Source organism: Kitasatospora sp. NPDC056651, from assembly GCF_042792155.1.
Taxonomy (GTDB): domain Bacteria; phylum Actinomycetota; class Actinomycetes; order Streptomycetales; family Streptomycetaceae; genus Kitasatospora.
Window position 1 is genome coordinate 77622 of record NZ_JBHTWX010000017.1, and the last position, 18497, is coordinate 96118.

Here is an 18497-nt window from a genome sequence, read left to right on the forward strand (position 1 = left end):
GCCGTGCGGCGTCAGCGCGTGTACGCCAGGCGGGGATGGTCCCGGAAGGAGGCGTGGCGCGGTCGCGGGCGGTCGGCGGGGGAGGTGGTGGGACGGGAGCTGAAACGCGCGTGGGGCAGCCGGTAGGCGATGGGCCGGGTGGCCCTGGTCAGATCCGCCCGGTAGAGGCCGTAGACGATCCGCCGTTGGGCGGCCGCCGTCAGCTCGTCCCGCAGCGGACCGGCGCGCAGCACCGCCTCCGGGCCGATCAGGGCCTCGACCACGGCCAGCGCCCCGGCCGTGTCGCCGTGGTCCAACCGCTCCCGCACACCGGCCAGTTCGTTCGGACTCCGGTGGGCCAGGTCGATCGCCCGCAGGCAGGGCAGCGGGGTCCCGGACAGCTCGGCCAGCAGTTCCTCGCGGCGCAACTCGGCCGGGTCGTGGTCGAGCGCGACGAGCACGCCACCGACCAGCCCGAGGCGGTGCGGCGCCCCGCGGCACTCCACCAGCCGCTGGTGCGGGGGATCCGCCGCCGCCCGCGCCGGGGCCGGGTGCCCGGGCGCCAGCGCGGCCGCCACCAGCGGGTGCAGCCGGTGGGCCTCGATCGCGCCGCTGCGGAGCAGGTCGAGGTCGGGCGGCACCCAGGTCGCGGCGTCGGGCAGCAGCGGCAGCCCCGAGGTGTCCCCGGAGTCCTCCGCCACCGAGCCGTCCGGCCCGAGCAGCAGCCGCCGGCGCCCCAGCCGGACCACGACAGGCCCTGCGGGACGCCCTTCGGCACGCAGCAGCAGTTCGGCCTCGGCGGCCCAGTGCCCGACCGGCCAGGGCGGCGCCGAGCCGTCAAGTCCCCTGCCCGTGAGGTCCCCTGGTGAATCGGCGCCGGACCGGGCAGCCAGCTCGGCGCTGCGTCCGGCGTCCCATAGGTGCCGGTGCAGGTCGAGGCGGAACCGTCGGCTGGGATGCGGATGCGGGTGCGGCGACCGGCCGTCCCCCTCGGAGCCGACCCGGAGGGCCAGGCCGATCCGCTGCCCGTACTCCGCCCAGGCGGGCGGGGTGCGGACCACGAGGGTGGCCGGCCGCTCGCCCGGGTAGTGGGCCAGCGGCACGGTGATCCCGGGCCGGAGCAGCCCGTCCGGTGCGGACCTCGGCAGGTGCCAGCGCAACAAGTCCGGTGCGAGGCGGCGGAGATCGGCCCGTACCCGGTCGGCGAGCTCCCGGCCGTGGACGCGGGCGACATCCCGAGGACGGACGCCGGCCTCGACGTGGGCGGCGGCGCAGGCCCCGGCCCAGTCGCCGGCCAGCCGGCGGGCCGTGGCGGATTCGATCATGGAGGGCGGAACCGCGTACTCGCGTACGCGCCGCCAGAAGGAGATGCGGGAGTCGTTCCCGTGCGCGGGGTGAGTGGGCATCAGCACGCACTCTTCGCGGACGGGACCCCCATTCTGTGAGCAGCGTGAGTGGTCATCGCCGGGGAGCATAGCGCCCCGCGCCGCCGCCCGCCACACCGTTCCGCTCCCCGGCCGCGCGCTCAAGACCGGCTGGAGGAGGGGTCGAGACGGGTGGTTCGTGACGGCTTGGGTGTGTTCTGGTGGACGGCGGAGGGGGCGCGGGCGGTCCGAAGGCACTTCTGGACGCTCGCGCATGGAACTGAGTGCGGAGGCTATGGTTCGCCGGCCCGCGGTGGCCTTGACTGGTGGACACGAGGACGGACACGTAGGGGTTCACCAGAACCCCGGCGGGGTCCGGCGATCCGAACGGTTCCTACTCCGAGTGAGGGTGATTGTGATGGCTGGTGTGGTGGATCTCGCGGTCGAGTCCGGTGTGGTGCTGGTGGTCGGTGGCACGGGGAAGACGGGTCGTCGGGTGGCGGAGCGGCTGGCCGGGCGGGGCTATGAGGTGCGGGTGGGTTCGCGTTCGGGTGCGGTGCCGTTCGACTGGAACGACGAGGGGACGTGGGGTGCGGCGCTGGAGGGTGTGAGTGCGGCGTATCTGACGTACTACCCGGATCTGGCGTTCCCGGGTGCGGTGGAGTCGGTGGGGGCGTTCTCGCGGTTGGCGGCCGAGCGGGGGGTGGGTCGGCTGGTGCTGCTGTCGGGGCGTGGTGAGGAGGCGGCGGAGGCCGGGGAGAAGGCGGTGATGGAGTCGGGGGCCGCGTGGACGGTGGTGCGGTGTGCGTGGTTCAACCAGAACTTCGACGAGTCGTTCTTCCTGGAGCCGGTGCTGGCGGGGGAGTTGGCGTTGCCGGTGGGTGGTGCGGTGGAGCCGTTCGTGGATGTGGAGGACATCGCGGATGTGGCGGTGGCGGCGTTGACGGAGGCGGGGCACGCGGGTGAGGTGTACGAGCTGACGGGGCCGCGGTTGCTGTCGTTCGCCGATGTGGCGGGGGAGTTGTCGGCGGCGATCGGTCGTGAGGTGCGGTTCGAGGCGGTATCGCAGGAGGCGTACCGGGAGGTGCTGGAGGCGGCGGGGCTGCCGGCGGACTTCGCGGAGCTGTTCTCGGTGATCCTCGACGGTCGTAACGCGTCGTTGGGGGACGGGGTGCGGCGGGCGCTGGGGCGTGAGCCGCGGGACTTCGCCGACTACGCCCGCGCCGCCGCCGCCACGGGCGTGTGGAACGCGTGACCATTCGCAAGGGCAACACCTGCCGTGAGTACGGCAGTTCAGTAGATCGTCGGTGCCGGGCGGCGCCGGCCCCCTGACCGACCACCCGGCCGCGGCCGGGGGCGGTGAGGAGGCCGGCGGCCCGGACACCGGGAGAGTCCCCGCACCGGGCGGGGACCGGGGAGACCGAAGGAATACCCATGCGCTCGAATCAGACCGCGACCCCTGCTTCCTACACCGCGGCACAGTCCTTCACCGGCCCCGTGCCGGGCGGCGTGGCCTCGGCCGTGCCCGGTACCAGGAGCAAGGCCACCGGGCCGCTCCTGGTGGGTGCCACCATCACGATGGGCCTGATGGCGGGCCTGTTCTTCGCCTTCGACGTGTCGGTGATGCCGGGCCTGGCGGCCGGGGACGACCACACCTACGTGACGGCGATGCAGCACATCAACAAGGCCATCGACGGGAACGGGCTGTTCGGCCTGGTCTTCGTCGGCGCGTTCCTCGCCACCGGCATCGCCTCCTGGCTGCTGCACAAGGCCGGGCGCCGCCGGGCGGCGCTGTGGGCGGCGGGCGGGACGGCGCTCTACCTGCTGGCGCTGATCGTCACCATGGGCGTCAACATCCCGCTCAACAACGAGCTGGCGGCGGCCGGCGACGCGTCCCAGATCCACGACCTCGCCGCCGTGCGGGCCAAGTTCGCGGACACCTGGGTTCCGGTCAACATGCTCCGCACCGCGCTGTGCACCGGCGGCCTGCTCGCGCTGGCCCGCTCCCTGGTGCTCCACGGCCGCGCGGAGCGCTGAACGGAACACCCCGCACCACGGCCCCGGGCGCAACCGCGCCGGGGGCCTTCGGCGTTCCCGGGCGCTGGTCCCGTTCCCCGGCTCCGGTCCCGTTCCCGGGATCCGGTGTCGGGCCCCGACTCCGCTGCTGGCCGATTCCGTTCGCTCGCGACCGGCAGCGGGTCGCGGCGAACGGGCCGTCCGGAGCAGACTGGCCGCGGCACCGGAGTTCCTACCCCAGGGAGCAGGCATGTCCGTACGACCCGGCAGGCGCACGGCGGTCGGCAGGTTCAGGACCGCGGTCGGCGCGCTCGTCGTCGCCCTGGCGGCGGGAGCGGCGGTCACCCTGCCGGCCGCCGAGGCGCAGGCGGCCGCGCCCAGGGCCGCCAAGGTGGTCTACCTGACCTTCGACGACGGCCCCAGCCCCGCCTACACGCCCAAGGTCCTGGCGACGCTGGCCCGTTACGGGGTGCGCGCGACCTTCTTCGAGATCGGGCAGAACGTCGCCGCCCACCCCTCGGTGACCAAGCAGGTCGCCAGGGCGGGCCACAGCGTGCAGAACCACTCCTGGTCGCACCCGGACCTGCGCAGGCTCTCCGCCGCCGCGCTCAACGCCCAGCTGGTCGACACCGACAAGGCCGTCCGCGCGCAGACCGGCCGCACCCCGAGCTGCCTGCGCCCGCCGTACGGCGCGGTCGACAGCACGGTGCGGTCGAAGGCCGCGGCGCTCGGCAAGCAGGTGGTGCTCTGGTCGGTGGACCCGGCGGACTGGTCCCGGCCCGGCACGGCCGCCATCAGGTCACGGGTGCTGGACAACGTCCGCCCCGGGTCGGTGATCCTGCTGCACGACGGCGGCGGGGACCGCAGCCAGACGGTGGCCGCGCTGCCGGCGATCATCTCCACGCTCAAGGCGCGCGGGTACGGCTTCGCCGCCCTCTGCGGCTGACCGGCTGATCCGGTCGGCGGCAGAGGACGGCTTCGGTCGTGCTGTGGGCTGCGTGTTCCGGGCCTCGTGCTCCGGGCTTCCTGTTCCGGGCTTCCTGCTCCGGGCTTCGCCCGCGCGGTGGTTCAGCTCTGCCCGTTGAGGACCAGCGCCCAGGCGAGGCAGCCCAGGGCGGCGGTCGACAGCAGCGCGCGCAGCACGTTGAAGCGCACCCAGCGCGCCTCGAAGCGGCCGCGCACCGCGGCCGGGTCGGCGATCCGCTGAGCCGACCCGGCGGCTTCGAGCTGGTCGTTCAGCGGGATGTTGACCGAGCGGGTCACTCCGATCATCGCGACGTACAGCACCAGCGCGGCGATGGTCGCGGGCAGCACGTCGTGCCCGTCCGAGGGCAGGTGCAGGGCGACCGCGGCCGCCGTGGCGAGCAGGGCGCCGACGAAGCCGAGGACGAACCAGCCGTTCAGGATGGCCACGTTGACGCGCTGCATGACCTCGATGAAGGTCCGGTCCTCGACCCGCGCGAGCGCGGGCATGACCGAGCACGCGTAGGCGTAGAACAGTCCTGCGGTCAGTCCACAGGTGACGGTGGCCGCCACCAGGACGAGTGTGCGTGCCGTTTCCATCGTCGTGAGCCCCTCACTTCTCGCCGCCGGTGTCGCCGTGCGGCGGTCGCCGTGTCTCGGTCCGTACGGTCCGTACCCCCGTGGGCAGATCATCCGGCATTCGGGCGGTGCGAGCCACCTCGGCCGCTCAAGAGTCCCTCAAATGACGAAGCGTCAAATGATGTCCCTCCGTCTACACTTGACGTCATGGACACTCTGACGGGACTCCTCGACGGCCCCAAGGCCCGTGGCGCGTTCCTGCTGCGCTCCATCCTCACCCCACCCTGGTCGCTGCGGATCGAGGACCGGGCCCCGCTGTCGGTGGTGACGATGGTCCGCGGCGAGGCCTGGATCCTGCCCGAACGCGGGACGCCGCTGCTGCTGCACCCCGGGGACGTGGCGATCGTGCGGGGTCCGGAGCCGTACACGGTGGCCGACGACCCGGACACCCCGGTGGACGTGATCGTCGGGCCGGGCCAGGTCTGCACCAAGGGCGGGGTGGACGTCTCCGAGGTGATGTCACTCGGCGTCCGCACCTGGGGTCACGGGCGCGAGGGTGACCTGGCCTCCTCGGTGGTGCTGTCCGGGACCTACCAGGCCGAGCACGAGATCGGCCAGCGGCTGCTCGGCTGCCTGCCCGCGCTGCTGGTCCGCCCGGCCGGCACCGGCGCCGACGACACCCTGGTGCACCTGCTGGCCGCCGAGATAGGGCGCAACGAGCCCGGCCAGGAGCTCGTCCTGGACCGCATCCTGGACCTGCTGGTGGTCTCCGTCCTGCGCGCCTGGCTGGCCGCCCCCGACTCCGGCGCCCCCGCCTGGTACCGCGCCCAGCACGACCAGGTGGTCGGCCCGGTGCTGCGGCTGATGCACGACGACCCGGCCACCGCCTGGACGGTCGCCGAGCTGGCCCAGCGGGTCGGCGTCTCCCGGGCCGGACTGGCCCGCCGCTTCACCGCCCTGGTCGGCGAACCCCCGATGGCGTACCTCGCGGGCTGGCGGCTGGCCGTCGCGGCGGACCTGCTGCGCGAGCCGGAGTGCACGGTCGCCTTCGCCGCCCGCAAGGTCGGCTACAGCAACGCCTTCGCCCTCTCGGCGGCCTTCAAGCGGGTGCGCGGCATCAGTCCGCAGGAGCACCGCCGGCTGGCCGCCACGGGCGTCCCGGCGCGGCCGGTGGGCTTCTCGGGACCGGCGGAGACGGTGATCCTGGCGGGCTGAGCCAGGAGGCGCCGGGGGCGGGGCTGCGGGGGCGGCGCACTGGCCGCCCCCCGCCGTTGACCGGTTGATCCACCCCGCACCGGAGGCGTGTCGGCTCATCGCGGCAGGCGTCGCCGAACTCGCCGCCGAACTCGCCGTCGATTCAGACTGGTTGACGCCCTCTCGCCTTCCGGCCGGCTGACCCACCCGCCGCCTCCGGGCCTTCCGCCCGGTCGTCCCCGGTGTCACATGGCACCGGGGACGACAGAGGCCCGCCGGTCGCCCCGGGTGGCGGGAGGCCCGGGTGGCGGGAGGCTCGGGCCGACACCGCGAGCGCGGCGGCGAGTTCGGGCCGTTCCTCGCGGAGCTCGCCCGCCGGCGCCCGGGTGCCGGCGGGCGTCATGCCACGGGAACGTCAGGCGGCGGCGGCCCGGTACGGCGGGAGCGCGAGGGCGGTGACGACCGTGCCGTGGCGCACGCCCCAGGAGCCGGTGCGGGCGTGGGGATGGTGCGGGTGGCGGGCGGTGAAGGTGCCGTCGGCGTGCACCGTGACGGCGATGGCGGCCAGCGGAGCCCAGGTCCCGGTCAGCGGGTGGACGGCCTTGTATGCGGCCTCCTTGGCGCTGAACAGGACGGTGTCCCAAGGGGCGTGGCCGACGGGCAGTGCGGCGAGGGCCCGGCGCTCGGCCTCGCCGCTGACGAGCTGGAGCACGCCGCGGGGAAGCGGCCGGGCCGGCTCGGCGTCGATCCCGAGCGAGGTGTGGTGCCCGGTGGCGGCGACGGCGACGGCGGTGTAGCCGTCCGTGTGGGTGATGCTGCCCGCGATGCCCGTCGGCCACCGCGGCGCCCCGCCGGGCCCGGGGAGCAGGGGCGCCGGCGGGTGCCCGAGGGTGCCGAGGGCCTGGCGGGCGAGCGCCCGGGCGGTGGCGAACTGCCGTCGGCGGCGCGGCGAACGGTCCCGGATGTACGCCTCCTCCAGAGGCAGCAACAGGCCCTCGGACGGGGTGCCGAAGGCCTCGGCGCAGTGGACGTGGGGCGGCAGCAGCGCGGCCAGGACGGCGGCGGGGGCGACGGTGGTCACGGGCGTCAGCGGCCGGCCGTGACCAGCAGGTGGGTGTGGCGGGCGACGTGGTGCGGGGCCTCCAGCGGCACCATGTGGCCGGCGCCGGCGATCCGGTGCAGCTCGGCGTCCGGCAGTGCCGAGGCGAGCGCCTGGCTGAACTCGGGCTTCACGATCTTGTCCTCGGTGCCGGTGATGACGACGGTCGGCGCGGTGATCCGGGCCAGGCCCGCGCGCAGGTCCATCTCCTCGGTGGAGGCGAAGCAGGCGGCCCGGGTGCCCGGCGGCGTCGCGGCGAACAGCCGGCGGTTGGCCTCCCGCGCCGTCAGCTTGGCGTCCGGCCCGTGCGTGCCGCCGAGCAGGCGGCGGCCCAGCCACGGGGTCCGCAGGGCCCGGCTGAACAGCTCCGACCCCATCATCTTGACCTCGCTCGCCGGGGTGCTCTGCCCGTGCGAGGCGGTGGACACGAGGACAAGTCCACGCAGGCGCTTGGAACTTGAGCCCCCCTGCCGGGCGGCGAGTCCGGCGGCCCAGGCGAGCGCGGCGTACCCGCCACCGGAGTGCCCCACCACCACGACCGGCCGCTCCGGCGTGGTGAGCGTGCCGACGACGGCATCGAGGTCCCGGGCGAGCCGGTCGATGCTGATCGGCTCCCGTCCGGCCGTCGACGAGGCGTGTGCGCGCTGGTCGTACGAGGCCACGGTGTGTCCGGCCGCGGCGAGCTGGTGCGCGGTGGCGTGCCAGACCGTCCGGGAGGCCGCCCAGCCGTGGACGAGCAGGACGAGCGGCCGGCCCGGGTCGGGCTCGCCCGGCCGGTGCACCGAGATGGCCAGCTGCGCGTGGTCGTCGGTGGTCGCGGTGTGGTCGGTGGCGGTGACGGCGTGGCGGGCGGGGAGCGTGGCGATTTCGGTGATGGTCACGGCGGACCTCCTTTCGTCCGGTGGTGGTTCCTACTTCTGGTTGTCGAGGTGCTTCTGGAGGTTGCTGAGGGCGTGCTGGGTGGCCGCGGTGTGCTTGGCGGTGAGGTTGGCCAGCTTGTGGAGGACCTTGGCCAGGCCGTTCGGCGTGGTGGCGAAGGTGATGGTGAGGAGCGTCTGGGTGTCGTTGTTGTGGGGCGTGAGGCGGTAGGTGGTGGTGCCCCGGAAGTGGCCGGTGTGGGCCTGGGTCAGCTCGACGTCGGGGGTGACGTGGGTGGTGGTGGAGTTGAACCGGAGCTTGGGGCCGGGCTTGCCGACGCCGGCGGGGTGGATCGTGGTCGTCATGGTCCCGCCCTGGAGCTGGGGGCCGGTGGACCCGGGCCGGTGGGTGTTGTGGGGGTGCCACCAGGTGGTCTTGCCGTTGAGCTCGCTGACGATCGCGTCCCAGACGGCGTGGGTGGGCTGGTTGAGGATGGCGCGGTCGGTGTGGTGGATGGCGTGCACGGGGAATCGGGCCTTTCCGTCGACGGGTTGGGAGGCGGGGTGCGGTCGGGGCCGGTGGATTCCCTGTCAGGGGAAGATGTTCTGGCCCGGCGTGAGGGTGTGGGTGGGGTCGTAGGTGTCCTTGGCGGCGGCCAGGGTGCCCCAGCGGGAGCCGTAGTGGTTCCGCCAGTCGGCGGGGGTCATGTTGGGGATGGCGCCGACGAGGTACCGCTTCGCGCCGAGCTGGGTGGCGCGGTTGTAGAGGGCGCGGTTGCGGACGAGGGCGGGGGCCGGGTTGGTGGCCGGATGGGGGAAGGCGAGGAAGTCGAAGAGGAAGGCGACGGGCTCGCTCGGGGTGATGGCCAGGGGGTGGGTGAGCTTGCCGGTGTGGAAGGGGTAGCAGAGGAGGAGCCCGGCGCCGATGTCGTCGGGGGTGATCTGGGGGAGCGCCTCGGTGAGGAAGGTGTGGATGGCGGAGGCGGGGAGGAAGAGGGAGAGCCACGGCTTGGGGGCGTTCCAGTAGCCGAGGTCCTTGATGGTGTCGGCGAAGACGTCGGCGCGGTAGGTGTACTCGCGGTAGGTCTGGTCGGCGATGTCGGTGCTGGTGGGGGTGAGGCCGGTCAGGAGGGCGGCGGTGCTGGGGGGCGTCGTGTTGTAGTGGGCGACCGCCTCGATCTTGTACCGGGGGGCCTGCCCGACCGGCTGGATGAGGACTTCGCCGACCTGGGAGGGGAAGCGACCGTCGGCAAGGAGGGTCTGCTGGTCGGCGAGGAAGGTCGCGAGGTCGTCGTAGATGAGGGTGAAGACCAGGGCGCGGGCGGGCGCGGGGACGAGCTTGACGGTGGCGCGGGTGATGATCCCGACCTGGCCGGCGCCCGCGAGGGCGGCGTGGAAGAGATCGGCGTTCCGGGTGGCGGACGCGGTCAGGACGCGGCCGGTGCCGGTGACGATCTCGATGGACTCCACGGTGTCGGCCTGGAGACCGTACTTGTGGACGGTGGAGCCGATGCCGCCGACGCTGATGGTGCCGCCGATGGACAGGTGCAGGTAGTCGGTCAGGCAGGGGGGCGTGAGGTTCTGCGCGAGGGCGGCCTCGGTGAGCTGGGCCCAGGTGACGCCGGCGTCGACGGTGGCGTTGGTGGAGGTGATCGCGTGGATGCGGTTGAGGGAACGGGCGTTGATGCTGATGCCGCCGGCGACGCCCGCCTGGCCGTAGTTGGAGTGTGACTCGAGGTCGGTTCCGGTGCCGCTCTGGCCGTTCATGGCGACCTTGAGCCGGTTGCGCCGGGCGAAGCTGATGACGGCGGCGATGTCCTGGGCGCTCGCGGGGTTGAGGACCGCGTACGGGGTGGTGGTGGTGAGGCGGCCGAAGTCCTGGGCGAACGCGGTACGGGTGGAGCTGCTGGTCGTCAGGGTGCCCTGGAGCGGGGGGACCGGGGAGATGCGGCCGGCGGTGGGGTCGTTGGCGGTGGCCCAGGTGCGGGTGGTGGTGTTGAAACCGATGACGGTGGCGGCGGCGCCGGTGAGCAGGAGGCGCCTGGAGAGGCCGGTGCGGTTCATGCGGGGCCCTTCGGGATCGGTGGTGTGAACTGAAGTTGGCTTCGGGTCAGGGGAGTTCGGAGGTGTCTGGTGTTGTGTCAGTTGGTGGTGGTGGTGGTGTGGTTGGTGTGGGTGGTGGTGGTGTAGTTGTGGAGGTCGAGGGTGTGGGTCTGTCGGCGGTAGCGCCAGGTGTAGGTCGGCCAGATGCTGGGGTTGTGGCCGTTGGTGTCCTGGTACCAGCTGTGGCAGCCGCCGGTGGTCCAGACGGTGTTCTTCAGGCGGTGTCGGATGGTCTGGTTGTAGGCGTTCTGGGCTTCGGGGCGGGGTTCGAGGGTGGTGAGGTGGTGGCGGTCCATGGTGTGGAGGGCGGAGAGGATGTAGGTGATCTGGGCTTCGATCATGACGGTCTGGGAGGAGTGGCCGAGGGTGGTGTTGGGGCCCAGGAGCATGAAGAGGTTGGGGAAGCCGTGGATGGTGGTGCCGCGGTGGGCGTTCATGCCGTGGTGGTGCCAGGTGTGGGCGAGGGTGTGGCCGTGGCGGCCGGTGATGCGGTGGGCGACGGGGCGGTCGGTGGCGGTGAAGCCGGTGGCGAGGATGATGGTGTCGACGGTGCGGGTGGTGCCGTCGGCGGTGGTGATGCCGGTGGGGGTGATGTGGGTGATGGTGTCGCTGATGATGTCGACGTTGGGTTGCTGGATGGCGGGGTACCAGGTGTTGGAGAACAGGAGGCGTTTGCAGCCGACGGTGTAGTCGGGGGTGAGGCGTGTGCGCAGGGCGGGGTCGGGGACGGATTTCTTGAGGTGGCCGGCGGCCATGTTCTTCATGCCGGTGGTGCGGGAGGGGCGGGAGAGGAAGAACGCGACGATTTCGCGGCCGTGTTGGTTGAAGGCGCGGCGCAGGCGTTGGTAGCCGGGCAGGTGGCGCAGCATCCAGGTGTGGCGGGTGGTGTTGGGTTTGTCGGGTTTGGCGGCGATCCAGGGGGGTGTGCGCTGGTAGAGGTCGAGGCGGGCGGCTTGGGGTTGGATGTGGGGGAGGAATTGGATGGCGGAGGCGCCGGTGCCGATGACGGCGATGTCGCGGCCGGTGAGGTCGTGGTCGTGGCGCCATTGGGAGGAGTGGAAGAGGGTGCCGGTGTAGGTGTGGATGCCGGGGATCTGGGGGATGGCGGGGTCGGAGAGGTAGCCGGTGCCGGTGATGAGGGTTTGTGCGGTGTAGTGGCCTCGGCTGGTGTGGATGTCCCAGTGGTGGTGGGTGTCGTTCCAGGTGGCGTTCAGGAGTTCGTGGTCGTAGCGCAGGTGGGGTTCGATGCCGTAGCGGGTGGCGCAGTCTTTGAGGTAGGTGTGGACTTCGCTCTGGGTGGCGAAGGTGGATTTCCATTCGGGGTTGCGGGCGAAGGAGAAGGAGTAGAGGTGGGCCTGGACGTCGCAGGCGCAGCCGGGGTAGGTGTTGTCGCGCCAGGTGCCGCCGAGGTCGGTGGCGCGTTCGAAGACGAGGAAGTCGTGGATGCCGGCTTTGAGGAGGCCGATGGCGGTGCCGATGCCGGAGATGCCGGCGCCGATGACGGCGGCTTTGAGGTGGCGGACGGCGAGGTCGCCGGGGTGTGAGGGGGTGGGGGTGGTGCCGGTGGTGGGGGTGGTGGCTGGGGTGGGTGTGGGTGTGGTGCGGTCGGGGGCGGGGGTGGTGGTCATGGCGGGGTGTCCTTTTCTCGGGTGTCCTCGGTCCGCGGTGTCGTTGGGTGTGTCCGGGTTCCCGGGGTGTTCTTGATTTCTCGGGGTGTTCTTGATTTCTCGGGGTCCTCGGGGTCCTCGGGGTTCGTGGGTTCCTTGGGGTCCTCGGGTGTTCCGGGGTGCGGGGCCGGGCGCGGCGGGTGGGTGCCGGCCCGGCACGGCCGGGGTGTCCTCGGGTTCTCGGTTCGTCGGCTGTCCGCGGGTCCTTGATTCCTCGGGCCTCGGCTGTCCTCGGGCCTGGTCGTCCTCGGGTCCGTGGTTCCTCGGGCCCCGGTTGTCCTCGGGTCCTTGGTTCGTCGGGCCTGGGCTGTCCTTGGTTCCGCGTGTCCTTGGGTCCCTGACTGTCCGGGGTGCGGGGCCGGGTGTTCTCGGCTCCTTGGTTCCGCGGGTGTCCGGGGTGCGGCGGGTGGGTGCCGGCCCGGCACGGCCGGGGTGTCCTTGGTTCGTCGGGCCTCGGGCCTTGGTTCCTCGGCTGTCCTCGGGCTTCGGGTGTCCGGGTGTCCGGGGTGTGGCTGCCTGTCGGAGCGGGGCCGGGTGTCCGGGGTGTCTTCGGGTGTCCGGGTGTCCGGGTGTCCGGGTGTCCGGGGTGTTCTGGGGGTCAGGCGCGGCGGGTGAGGGTGACGCGGAAGTTGTTGAAGATGTGGTCTTCGAGGGTGTAGGCGAAGATGTCGAGGTAGCGCTCGAATCGGGCGACGGTGGTCTCGTCGGTCATGGTGACGGCTTCGCCGCGGCGGGCGGCGAGGAGTTGGAGCCAGGCGCGGCAGGCGCGGGCGAAGGATTCGGGCTCGTTGCGGATCTCGGTGACTTCGAAGAGTCCGTCGAGGCCGGAGGCGAGTTCGGGCAGGCGCGGGATGTGGCAGCCCTCGAATTCCTCGCGCTGGAGGAATTTCAGGTCGTCGAGGAGCTGGCGGCGCAGGGGCGGGTTCTCGACGGTCATGGTGTGCAGGACGAAGCGGGCGCCGGGCTTGAGGAGGGAGTGGACCTGCTTGAAGAAGACGCGGTAGCGCTGGGTGCGCTCTTTGGGGGTGAGGGAGGACAGGACGAAGTGTTCGAGGGCGTTGATGCAGAACGCGGCGTCGTAGGGGGCCTGGCCGTCGGCGAGGCGGTGGTCTTCCCAGCTTTCGACGCGGGCTTGGATGGCGGGGTTGTCCAGGGCGTCGACGAAGTCGGCCTGGGTGCGGGAGAGGGTGACGCCGACGGCTTTCTTGACGCCGTGGACGGTGGTGAGGCGGTTGAGCATGGTGCCCCAGCCGCAGCCGATGTCCAGGACGGAGTCGGTGTGGGCGGCGTTCGCGAGGTCGGTGAAGGTGTCGAGTTTGCGTTCCTGGGCCTCGTCGAGGACGGTGACGAGGTCTTCGCCGTCCTCCCAGTAGCCGCCGGAGTACATCATGGTGGGGCCCAGGATGAGCCGGTAGAGCTCGTTGGGGACCTCGTAGTGGTGGCGGATGGCCTCGACGTCGGGGTTGATGGTGCGGGCTTCGACGGTGGTCATGTGTGGGGTCCCTTGGTCGGTGGTTCGGGTGGTGGCCGATCGATCGGCGGGTCGGCCGGTCGGTCGTGGGTGGGGTTGCGGCCGGTGGGGCGGTGGGCGTGTCGGGCCCGGCCCGGGTCGTGGTGTGCGGTGCGGCCGGCCGCACCCCTGCCGTTCCGGGCCGCGGGGGGCGGGCCGGTGCCGGCGGGGCTGTGTCCGGGCGGTGGGATGGTCGTTGTCGGGGTGTGGTGCCGGGTGCCGGGTGCCGGGGGTGGTGGCCGGGCCGGGTTTCCGGGCGGGTGGTGTGTGTGCCGTGGTCTCGGCGGTGCGGGCCCGTGCGGGCGGTGCGGGTTGTGCGGCCCGTGCGGGCGGTGCGGCCCGTGCGGGTTGTGTGGTTCGTGTGGGCGGTGTGGTTCGTGTGGGCGGTGCGGGTTGTGTGGTTCGTGTGGGCGGGTGTGGCTGTGCGGGTGTGCCGTGCCGTGTTCTTCGGGTGCCCGGGTGGTGTGGTCCGGGTGGTGAACTCGGGTGTGGTTCCGTGTGGTTGGTTTCTTGCGGGGTGAGTGGTGGCGGCCTGGTGTGGTGGTGTTCGCCGGTGGGGGCCGTGGTGGTGTCCGGGTGTGGCCGGCTCCTTTTCCCGGTGGTGCCGGGCCGGGCCGGGCGGGTGGTTGATTGGTTGAGTGGGGTGGGGGGGTGGGGTGGGGTGGTCGTGCCTGTCCTCGTGTGGTGGCCGGGTCCTGTCCTGTGGTGCGGGGGTGTGCGGGTGCTCTTGCCGGGGCGGTGATCGCCGGTGCCGGGGTGCCGGGGTGGGGTTGCCGGGTGGCGCGGGGGTGTCCGGGGCGGGGGTGGTGTGCGTGCGGGTGTCGTGTGGTGTGGGTCAGGTAAGCGTGTGTCTCGCAAGCGGTCCGCAAGGGATGCGGGCGGGGGTGGGTTGCGCGCTGGTTGCGTGGGGGCGGGTTTCATGCGGTTTCGGCTGGACACCCCGGCCGGAGTGCTCCGTCCCCGGGAAGGTCTCTTCCGGCTTCCGGGGGGGGGTGGTTGCGCTCCGCTGTTCTCCGGAGGTGCGGGCCGCGTCGATCCGGCGGCCTGTGCGCCGGCGGCCGCGCCCGCTCCACCCGCTTCACCGGCGGACCCGTTCCGCTCGCTTCACCCGCTTTGCCGGCTTCACCTGATCCACCGGCGGACCTGCTCCGCCCGTTTCACCTGATCCACCGGTTTCACCGGCGGACCCGTTCCGCCCGTTTCACCTGATCCACCGGCTTGACCGGCGGACCTGTTCCGTCGGCTTCACCCGCTTTGCCGGCTTCACCTGATCCACCGGTTTCACGGGTGGACCTGTTCCACCCGCTCCACCCGTTCCACCGGCGGACCCGTTCCGCCCGTTTCACCTGATCCACCGGTTTCACTGGCGGACCTGTTCCGCCGGCTTCACCCCCGCTTTGCCGGCTTCACCTGATCCACCGGCTTCACGGGTGGACCTGTTCCACCGGCTTCACCTGTTCCACCCGCTTCACCGGCGGACCTGCTCCGCCCGTTTCACCTGATCCACCGGCGGACCTGTTCCACCCGCTTCACCGGCTTCACCTGTTCCACCGGCTTGACCGGCGGACCCGTTCCGTCCGTTCCACCCGCTGACTCGTTCCGTTCGTTCCGTCCGGGCCTTGCGGACTGTCCGTCCCGTTCTGCCTGTCCGTCGGCCTGTCGGCCTGTCGGCCGGTGGGGTTGTCTGCTGTGCCGCTCTGCCGGTCGTGCTGCCGCGCGTGGTGTGTGGTGGTGTGCCGGGCAGGGCACGGGCGGGCGGCGCCCCGTACCCGTACCCGTACCCGGTCTTGGCCGCGGGCCGGGCAGGGCAGGGGTGGGCCGGGTCGGGGGGTGGGGGGCGGGGGTGTGGTGGTTTGTTCCGGCCGGTTTTCATCCCACATTGACTTTGCGCCCGGTTTCCTCGGAGAGGACGGGTGCTGGAGAGGAAACGATCACTGATGTCTCAGATTCCCACGATCGAGGACCTGGCCGAGCAGCTTCAGGCGGTTTCCGGCGCGCACGAGATCGACGCGGACGCGGCTCTGCAGCACATCGCGGATGTCGATTCCCTGGATCTGATGGAGTGGCTGTACGGCTTCCAGAACCAGTACCCGCACATTCCCGCGGACGAGTCGCTGTTCGCGGACATCGATGACACGACGACGCTGCGGGTGGTCCACGAGCGGATCCTGGCGCTGGTGCCGGGCGCGGGCAACTGAGGCCCGGGGCACCGGCGGAGAAGGGGAGAGGGGTCGCGGTGGTGAGCGGTTTCGACGTCACCGGCTGGGGGATGTCGGTGCCCGAGCGTGTGGTGACCAGCGAGGAACTCGCGCGGCGCTTCGGGGTGGACGAGCACTGGATCGTCTCGCGGTGCGGTATCCGTGAGCGCAGGGCGGTCGGTGAGGGGCAGAGTACGGCGTCGATGGCCGTGGAGGCCGGGCGCCGGGCGCTGGAGCGGGCGGGGCTCACGGGTGGGGACATCGCGCACCTGATCGTGGCGACGGCGACTCCGGAGCAGCCCTCGCCGGCGACGTCGGCGTTCGTCCACGAGGAGTTGGGTATCGCGGGCAGCGCGCATGACGTGAACGCGGAGTGCGCGGGTTTCGTGTACGGGCTGGTGACGGCCGCGGGTCTGATGCGGATGGACCCGCGGCCGGTGCTGCTGATCGGTTCGGACACGCACACGCTGACCGCGAACCCGGCCGACCGGGATCTGTCGATCCTGGTGGGTGACGGTGCGGGGGCGGTGGTCCTGGTGCCGGGGGCGGTGGACCGTGTCCGGGCGTGGAACCTGGGCGCGGACGGTTCGTGCAAGGGCAGTCTGAAGGTCCTGGCGGGCGGTTCGAGGATGCCGACGAGCGCGGAGACCGTCGCCCGGGGGCTGCACTACGCGCAGATCAACGGCAACGAGATCTATCTGAATGCGGTGCGTTACACGGTGCGGACGATCCGCGAGACGCTGGAGCAGGCGAAGGTCACTCCGGAGCAGGTCGATCACGTGGTGCCGCACCAGGCGAACATCCGGATCATCAATTCGGTGCTCTCCCATACGGGGATTCCCGCCGACCGGCTGGTGACGAATCTGGAGCGGTACGGGAACACGGCGTCGGCGTCGGTGCCGATCGCTTTGGCGGAGGCGCTGGACGCGGGGCGGATCAAGGACGGTGACACGGTGTTGCTGGCGGGGTTCGGTGCGGGGATGACGTGGGGTTCGGTGCTGCTGACGTGGGGAGGGGTGGCGCGGTGAGCGGCAAGGAGGCTTTCGGGCGGCGGCCCGTGTCGCCGGTGGCGCTGGTGACGGGTGCCTCGGGCGGGCTGGGCGGTGAGCTGGCGCTGGCGCTGGACGCGGCGGGGTGCCGGGTCGCGGTGCACTACAACTCCTCCCGTGAGGGTGCGGAGAAGGTCGCTTCCCAGCTGGTCAACGATCATGTGCTGGTGACCGGTTCGGTGGCGGACTGGGGGGCGGTGGGCGCGATGTACGAGCAGGTGCGCTCGGCGCTGGGGCCGGTGGACGTGCTCGTCAACAACGGGGCGGTCCGCAGGGACGCGCTGATGGCGATGCAGGATCCGGGGCAGTGGCGGGAGGTGATCGACACGAATCTCGTCGGTTCGTTCCACACGGCGCGCGTGTGTGTGCCGGCGATGCTGCGGGCGCGGTGGGGGCGGGTGGTGAACATCGTGTCGCCGTCGGCGCTGATCGCCACCGCGGGGCAGACGGCTTACGCGGCGTCGAAGGCGGGGCTGATCGGTCTGACGCGGACCCTGGCGGCGGAGTGCGGGCGCCGGGGGGTGACGGTCAACGCGCTGTCGCCGGGGTTCATGATCACGGGGATGACGCGGACGCTGCCCGAGCACGTGGTGGCGGGGATGCTGGAGAAGGTCCCGGTGCCGCGGTTCGTCACGCCGCGGGAGGTGGCGCGGTCGATGAGCCTGTTCCTGGACCAGGACTGTATGACGGGGCAGGTCATCAGTATCGATTCGGGGGCGTCGATCACCTGAGCGGCGGCGGGCGGGCCCGGGCTTGGCCCGGGTTCCGCGTGCGGGTTCCGCGTGCGGGTGTCGTGCCGGCCCGGGTGTTGCGCCGGCCCGGGTGTTGCGCCGGCCCGGGCTTGGCCCGGGTTCCGCGTGCGGGTGTCGTGCCGGCCCGGGTGTTTCGCCCGGGTATCGGGTCCGCCGCGGTGGCCCGCTCCCCGGCCCCGGCCCCGGCCCCGCCGCGAAGGGGCGGGGCCGGGGCGTGGTGTGCGGGGGCGGGCCGCCGCGGGAAAGGGGTGCCCGGGTGCGGGTCAGTTGAGGACGGCGAGCGCGGCCTCGTAGTTCGGCTCGTCGGCGATCTCGGCGACGAGTTCGGTGTGCAGGACGGTGTCGTCCTCGTCCAGGACGACGACCGCGCGGGCGGTCAGGCCGGCCAGCGGGCCGTCGGCGATCGCCACGCCGTAGGCGTCGTGGAAGTCGCGCCCGCGCAGGGTGGAGAGGGTCTTGACGTTCTCCAGGCCCTCGGCGCCGCAGAAGCGGGCCTGCGCGAACGGCAGGTCGGCCGACACGCACAGCACCACGGTGTTGTCCAGGGACGCGGCCTCGGTGTTGAAGGTGCGCACCGAGGTCGCGCAGGTCGGGGTGTCGATGCTGGGGAAGATGTTCAGGACCTTGCGGCGGCCCGCGAAGTCCTTCAGCGACACGTCCGCGAGTCCCTCGCCGACCAGGGTGAACCCGGGTGCCTGGGTGCCGGGGGCCGGCAGCGCGCCGTCGACCTGCACCGGGTTCCCCTTCAGCGTGACCTGAGCCATGAAAAGCCTCCTACCAGCGGTATACGGGATGCAACGCCGCCGATCCTACTGCCCGTTCGCGGCCCGGCGGGGAGACGGCCGGGGGAGGGCCGGTGAAGGGCCGGCCGGCGGGGGCGGGAAGGTGCGGGGGAGGGTCCCGGGGCGCCCGCGTGACGGCCGCGGGACACCGGCCGGACACCCCCGCGGGTAGAGGGGCGGATCCCGCGCCCGGGTTGCGCCCGGGACCCGGCACCCGCGCCAGGCATCAGTACCCGGCCCGGTCCCGCCCGCGCCCGGCATCCGCACCCCGCTGGCGGCCGCCCGCACGTTCGCGAAGGCGCTGGAGAAGCGGGGCGTGACCGTGCGGGGCGAGGTCTCCCGCGAGGAGGCGTCGTCGTCGGCGCGCGAGGTCGGCCGGGTGGAG

General features: G+C 72.4%; 16 protein-coding genes. 7 read left to right on the forward strand and 9 right to left on the reverse strand.

What is annotated here, in order from left to right:
* Positions 1-11 precede the first annotated feature (11 nt).
* Positions 12-1385, reverse strand: a complete 1374-nt coding sequence (locus ACFRAR_RS09990; protein ID WP_380696771.1) for a hypothetical protein — start codon at positions 1383-1385, stop codon at positions 12-14.
* Positions 1386-1761: 376 nt separating this feature from the next.
* Between ACFRAR_RS09990 and ACFRAR_RS09995 the strand changes: the two genes are divergently transcribed.
* The 3 genes from ACFRAR_RS09995 to ACFRAR_RS10005 all read left to right on the forward strand — a co-directional run bounded on the left by ACFRAR_RS09995 (position 1762) and on the right by ACFRAR_RS10005 (position 4305).
* The gene (locus ACFRAR_RS09995; protein WP_380696773.1) at positions 1762-2598 is read left to right on the forward strand and encodes an NmrA family transcriptional regulator; all 837 of its coding nucleotides are present in this window, start codon (positions 1762-1764) and stop codon (positions 2596-2598) included.
* A 179-nt stretch (positions 2599-2777) separates the two neighbouring features.
* Positions 2778-3380: a DUF1772 domain-containing protein gene (locus tag ACFRAR_RS10000; protein ID WP_380696775.1), complete on the forward strand. Its 603-nt coding sequence runs from the start codon at positions 2778-2780 to the stop codon at positions 3378-3380.
* Positions 3381-3609: 229 nt separating this feature from the next.
* A complete protein-coding gene (locus tag ACFRAR_RS10005) occupies positions 3610-4305 on the forward strand; it encodes a polysaccharide deacetylase family protein (RefSeq protein WP_380696777.1) in 696 nt (231 codons plus the stop codon).
* A 122-nt stretch (positions 4306-4427) separates the two neighbouring features.
* Here the strand turns inward: ACFRAR_RS10005 and ACFRAR_RS10010 are convergent, their stop codons facing one another.
* Entirely contained in the window at positions 4428-4922 is a 495-nt protein-coding gene (locus tag ACFRAR_RS10010; RefSeq protein WP_380696779.1) for a DUF1772 domain-containing protein, read from the reverse strand.
* 186 nt (positions 4923-5108) lie between these two features.
* Here ACFRAR_RS10010 and ACFRAR_RS10015 point away from each other — a divergent pair, with 186 nt between their 5' ends.
* Positions 5109-6116: an AraC family transcriptional regulator gene (locus ACFRAR_RS10015; protein WP_380696781.1), complete on the forward strand. Its 1008-nt coding sequence runs from the start codon at positions 5109-5111 to the stop codon at positions 6114-6116.
* A 394-nt stretch (positions 6117-6510) separates the two neighbouring features.
* Here the strand turns inward: ACFRAR_RS10015 and ACFRAR_RS10020 are convergent, their stop codons facing one another.
* The 6 genes from ACFRAR_RS10020 to ACFRAR_RS10045 form a co-directional block, all read right to left on the reverse strand.
* Complete coding sequence (locus ACFRAR_RS10020) at positions 6511-7176, reverse strand: 4'-phosphopantetheinyl transferase (RefSeq protein WP_380696783.1); 666 nt, start codon at positions 7174-7176, stop codon at positions 6511-6513.
* Positions 7177-7181: 5 nt separating this feature from the next.
* On the reverse strand, positions 7182-8075 hold the full coding sequence (locus ACFRAR_RS10025; protein ID WP_380696785.1) for an alpha/beta fold hydrolase: 894 nt from the start codon (positions 8073-8075) through the stop codon (positions 7182-7184).
* Positions 8076-8105: 30 nt separating this feature from the next.
* A complete protein-coding gene (locus ACFRAR_RS10030; protein ID WP_380696787.1) occupies positions 8106-8576 on the reverse strand; it encodes an SRPBCC family protein in 471 nt (156 codons plus the stop codon).
* A gap of 66 nt (positions 8577-8642) precedes the next feature.
* Positions 8643-10115: an FAD-binding protein gene (locus ACFRAR_RS10035; protein ID WP_380696789.1), complete on the reverse strand. Its 1473-nt coding sequence runs from the start codon at positions 10113-10115 to the stop codon at positions 8643-8645.
* Positions 10116-10192: 77 nt separating this feature from the next.
* The gene (locus tag ACFRAR_RS10040; protein ID WP_380696791.1) at positions 10193-11782 is read right to left on the reverse strand and encodes a flavin-containing monooxygenase; all 1590 of its coding nucleotides are present in this window, start codon (positions 11780-11782) and stop codon (positions 10193-10195) included.
* 637 nt (positions 11783-12419) lie between these two features.
* Positions 12420-13313: a class I SAM-dependent methyltransferase gene (locus tag ACFRAR_RS10045; RefSeq protein ID WP_380696793.1), complete on the reverse strand. Its 894-nt coding sequence runs from the start codon at positions 13311-13313 to the stop codon at positions 12420-12422.
* 1955 nt (positions 13314-15268) lie between these two features.
* On the opposite strand from ACFRAR_RS10045, the gene ACFRAR_RS10050 reads away from it, so the two are divergent.
* From ACFRAR_RS10050 to ACFRAR_RS10060, 3 genes are read left to right on the forward strand one after another with little or no spacing between them, the layout of a single operon-like run.
* Entirely contained in the window at positions 15269-15529 is a 261-nt protein-coding gene (locus ACFRAR_RS10050; RefSeq protein WP_380696795.1) for a hypothetical protein, read from the forward strand.
* Between the two features lie 41 nt (positions 15530-15570).
* Positions 15571-16557, forward strand: coding sequence for a 3-oxoacyl-ACP synthase III family protein (locus ACFRAR_RS10055; protein ID WP_380696797.1), 987 nt, complete (start codon positions 15571-15573; stop codon positions 16555-16557).
* Positions 16554-17309, forward strand: a complete 756-nt coding sequence (locus ACFRAR_RS10060) for an SDR family NAD(P)-dependent oxidoreductase (protein ID WP_380696799.1) — start codon at positions 16554-16556, stop codon at positions 17307-17309. The genes ACFRAR_RS10055 and ACFRAR_RS10060 overlap by 4 nt, the downstream gene beginning before the upstream one ends.
* A 284-nt stretch (positions 17310-17593) precedes the next feature.
* Here ACFRAR_RS10060 and tpx read toward each other — a convergent pair whose 3' ends face one another.
* A complete protein-coding gene (gene tpx / locus ACFRAR_RS10065; RefSeq protein ID WP_380696801.1) occupies positions 17594-18094 on the reverse strand; it encodes a thiol peroxidase in 501 nt (166 codons plus the stop codon).
* Positions 18095-18497: the final 403 nt, after the last annotated feature.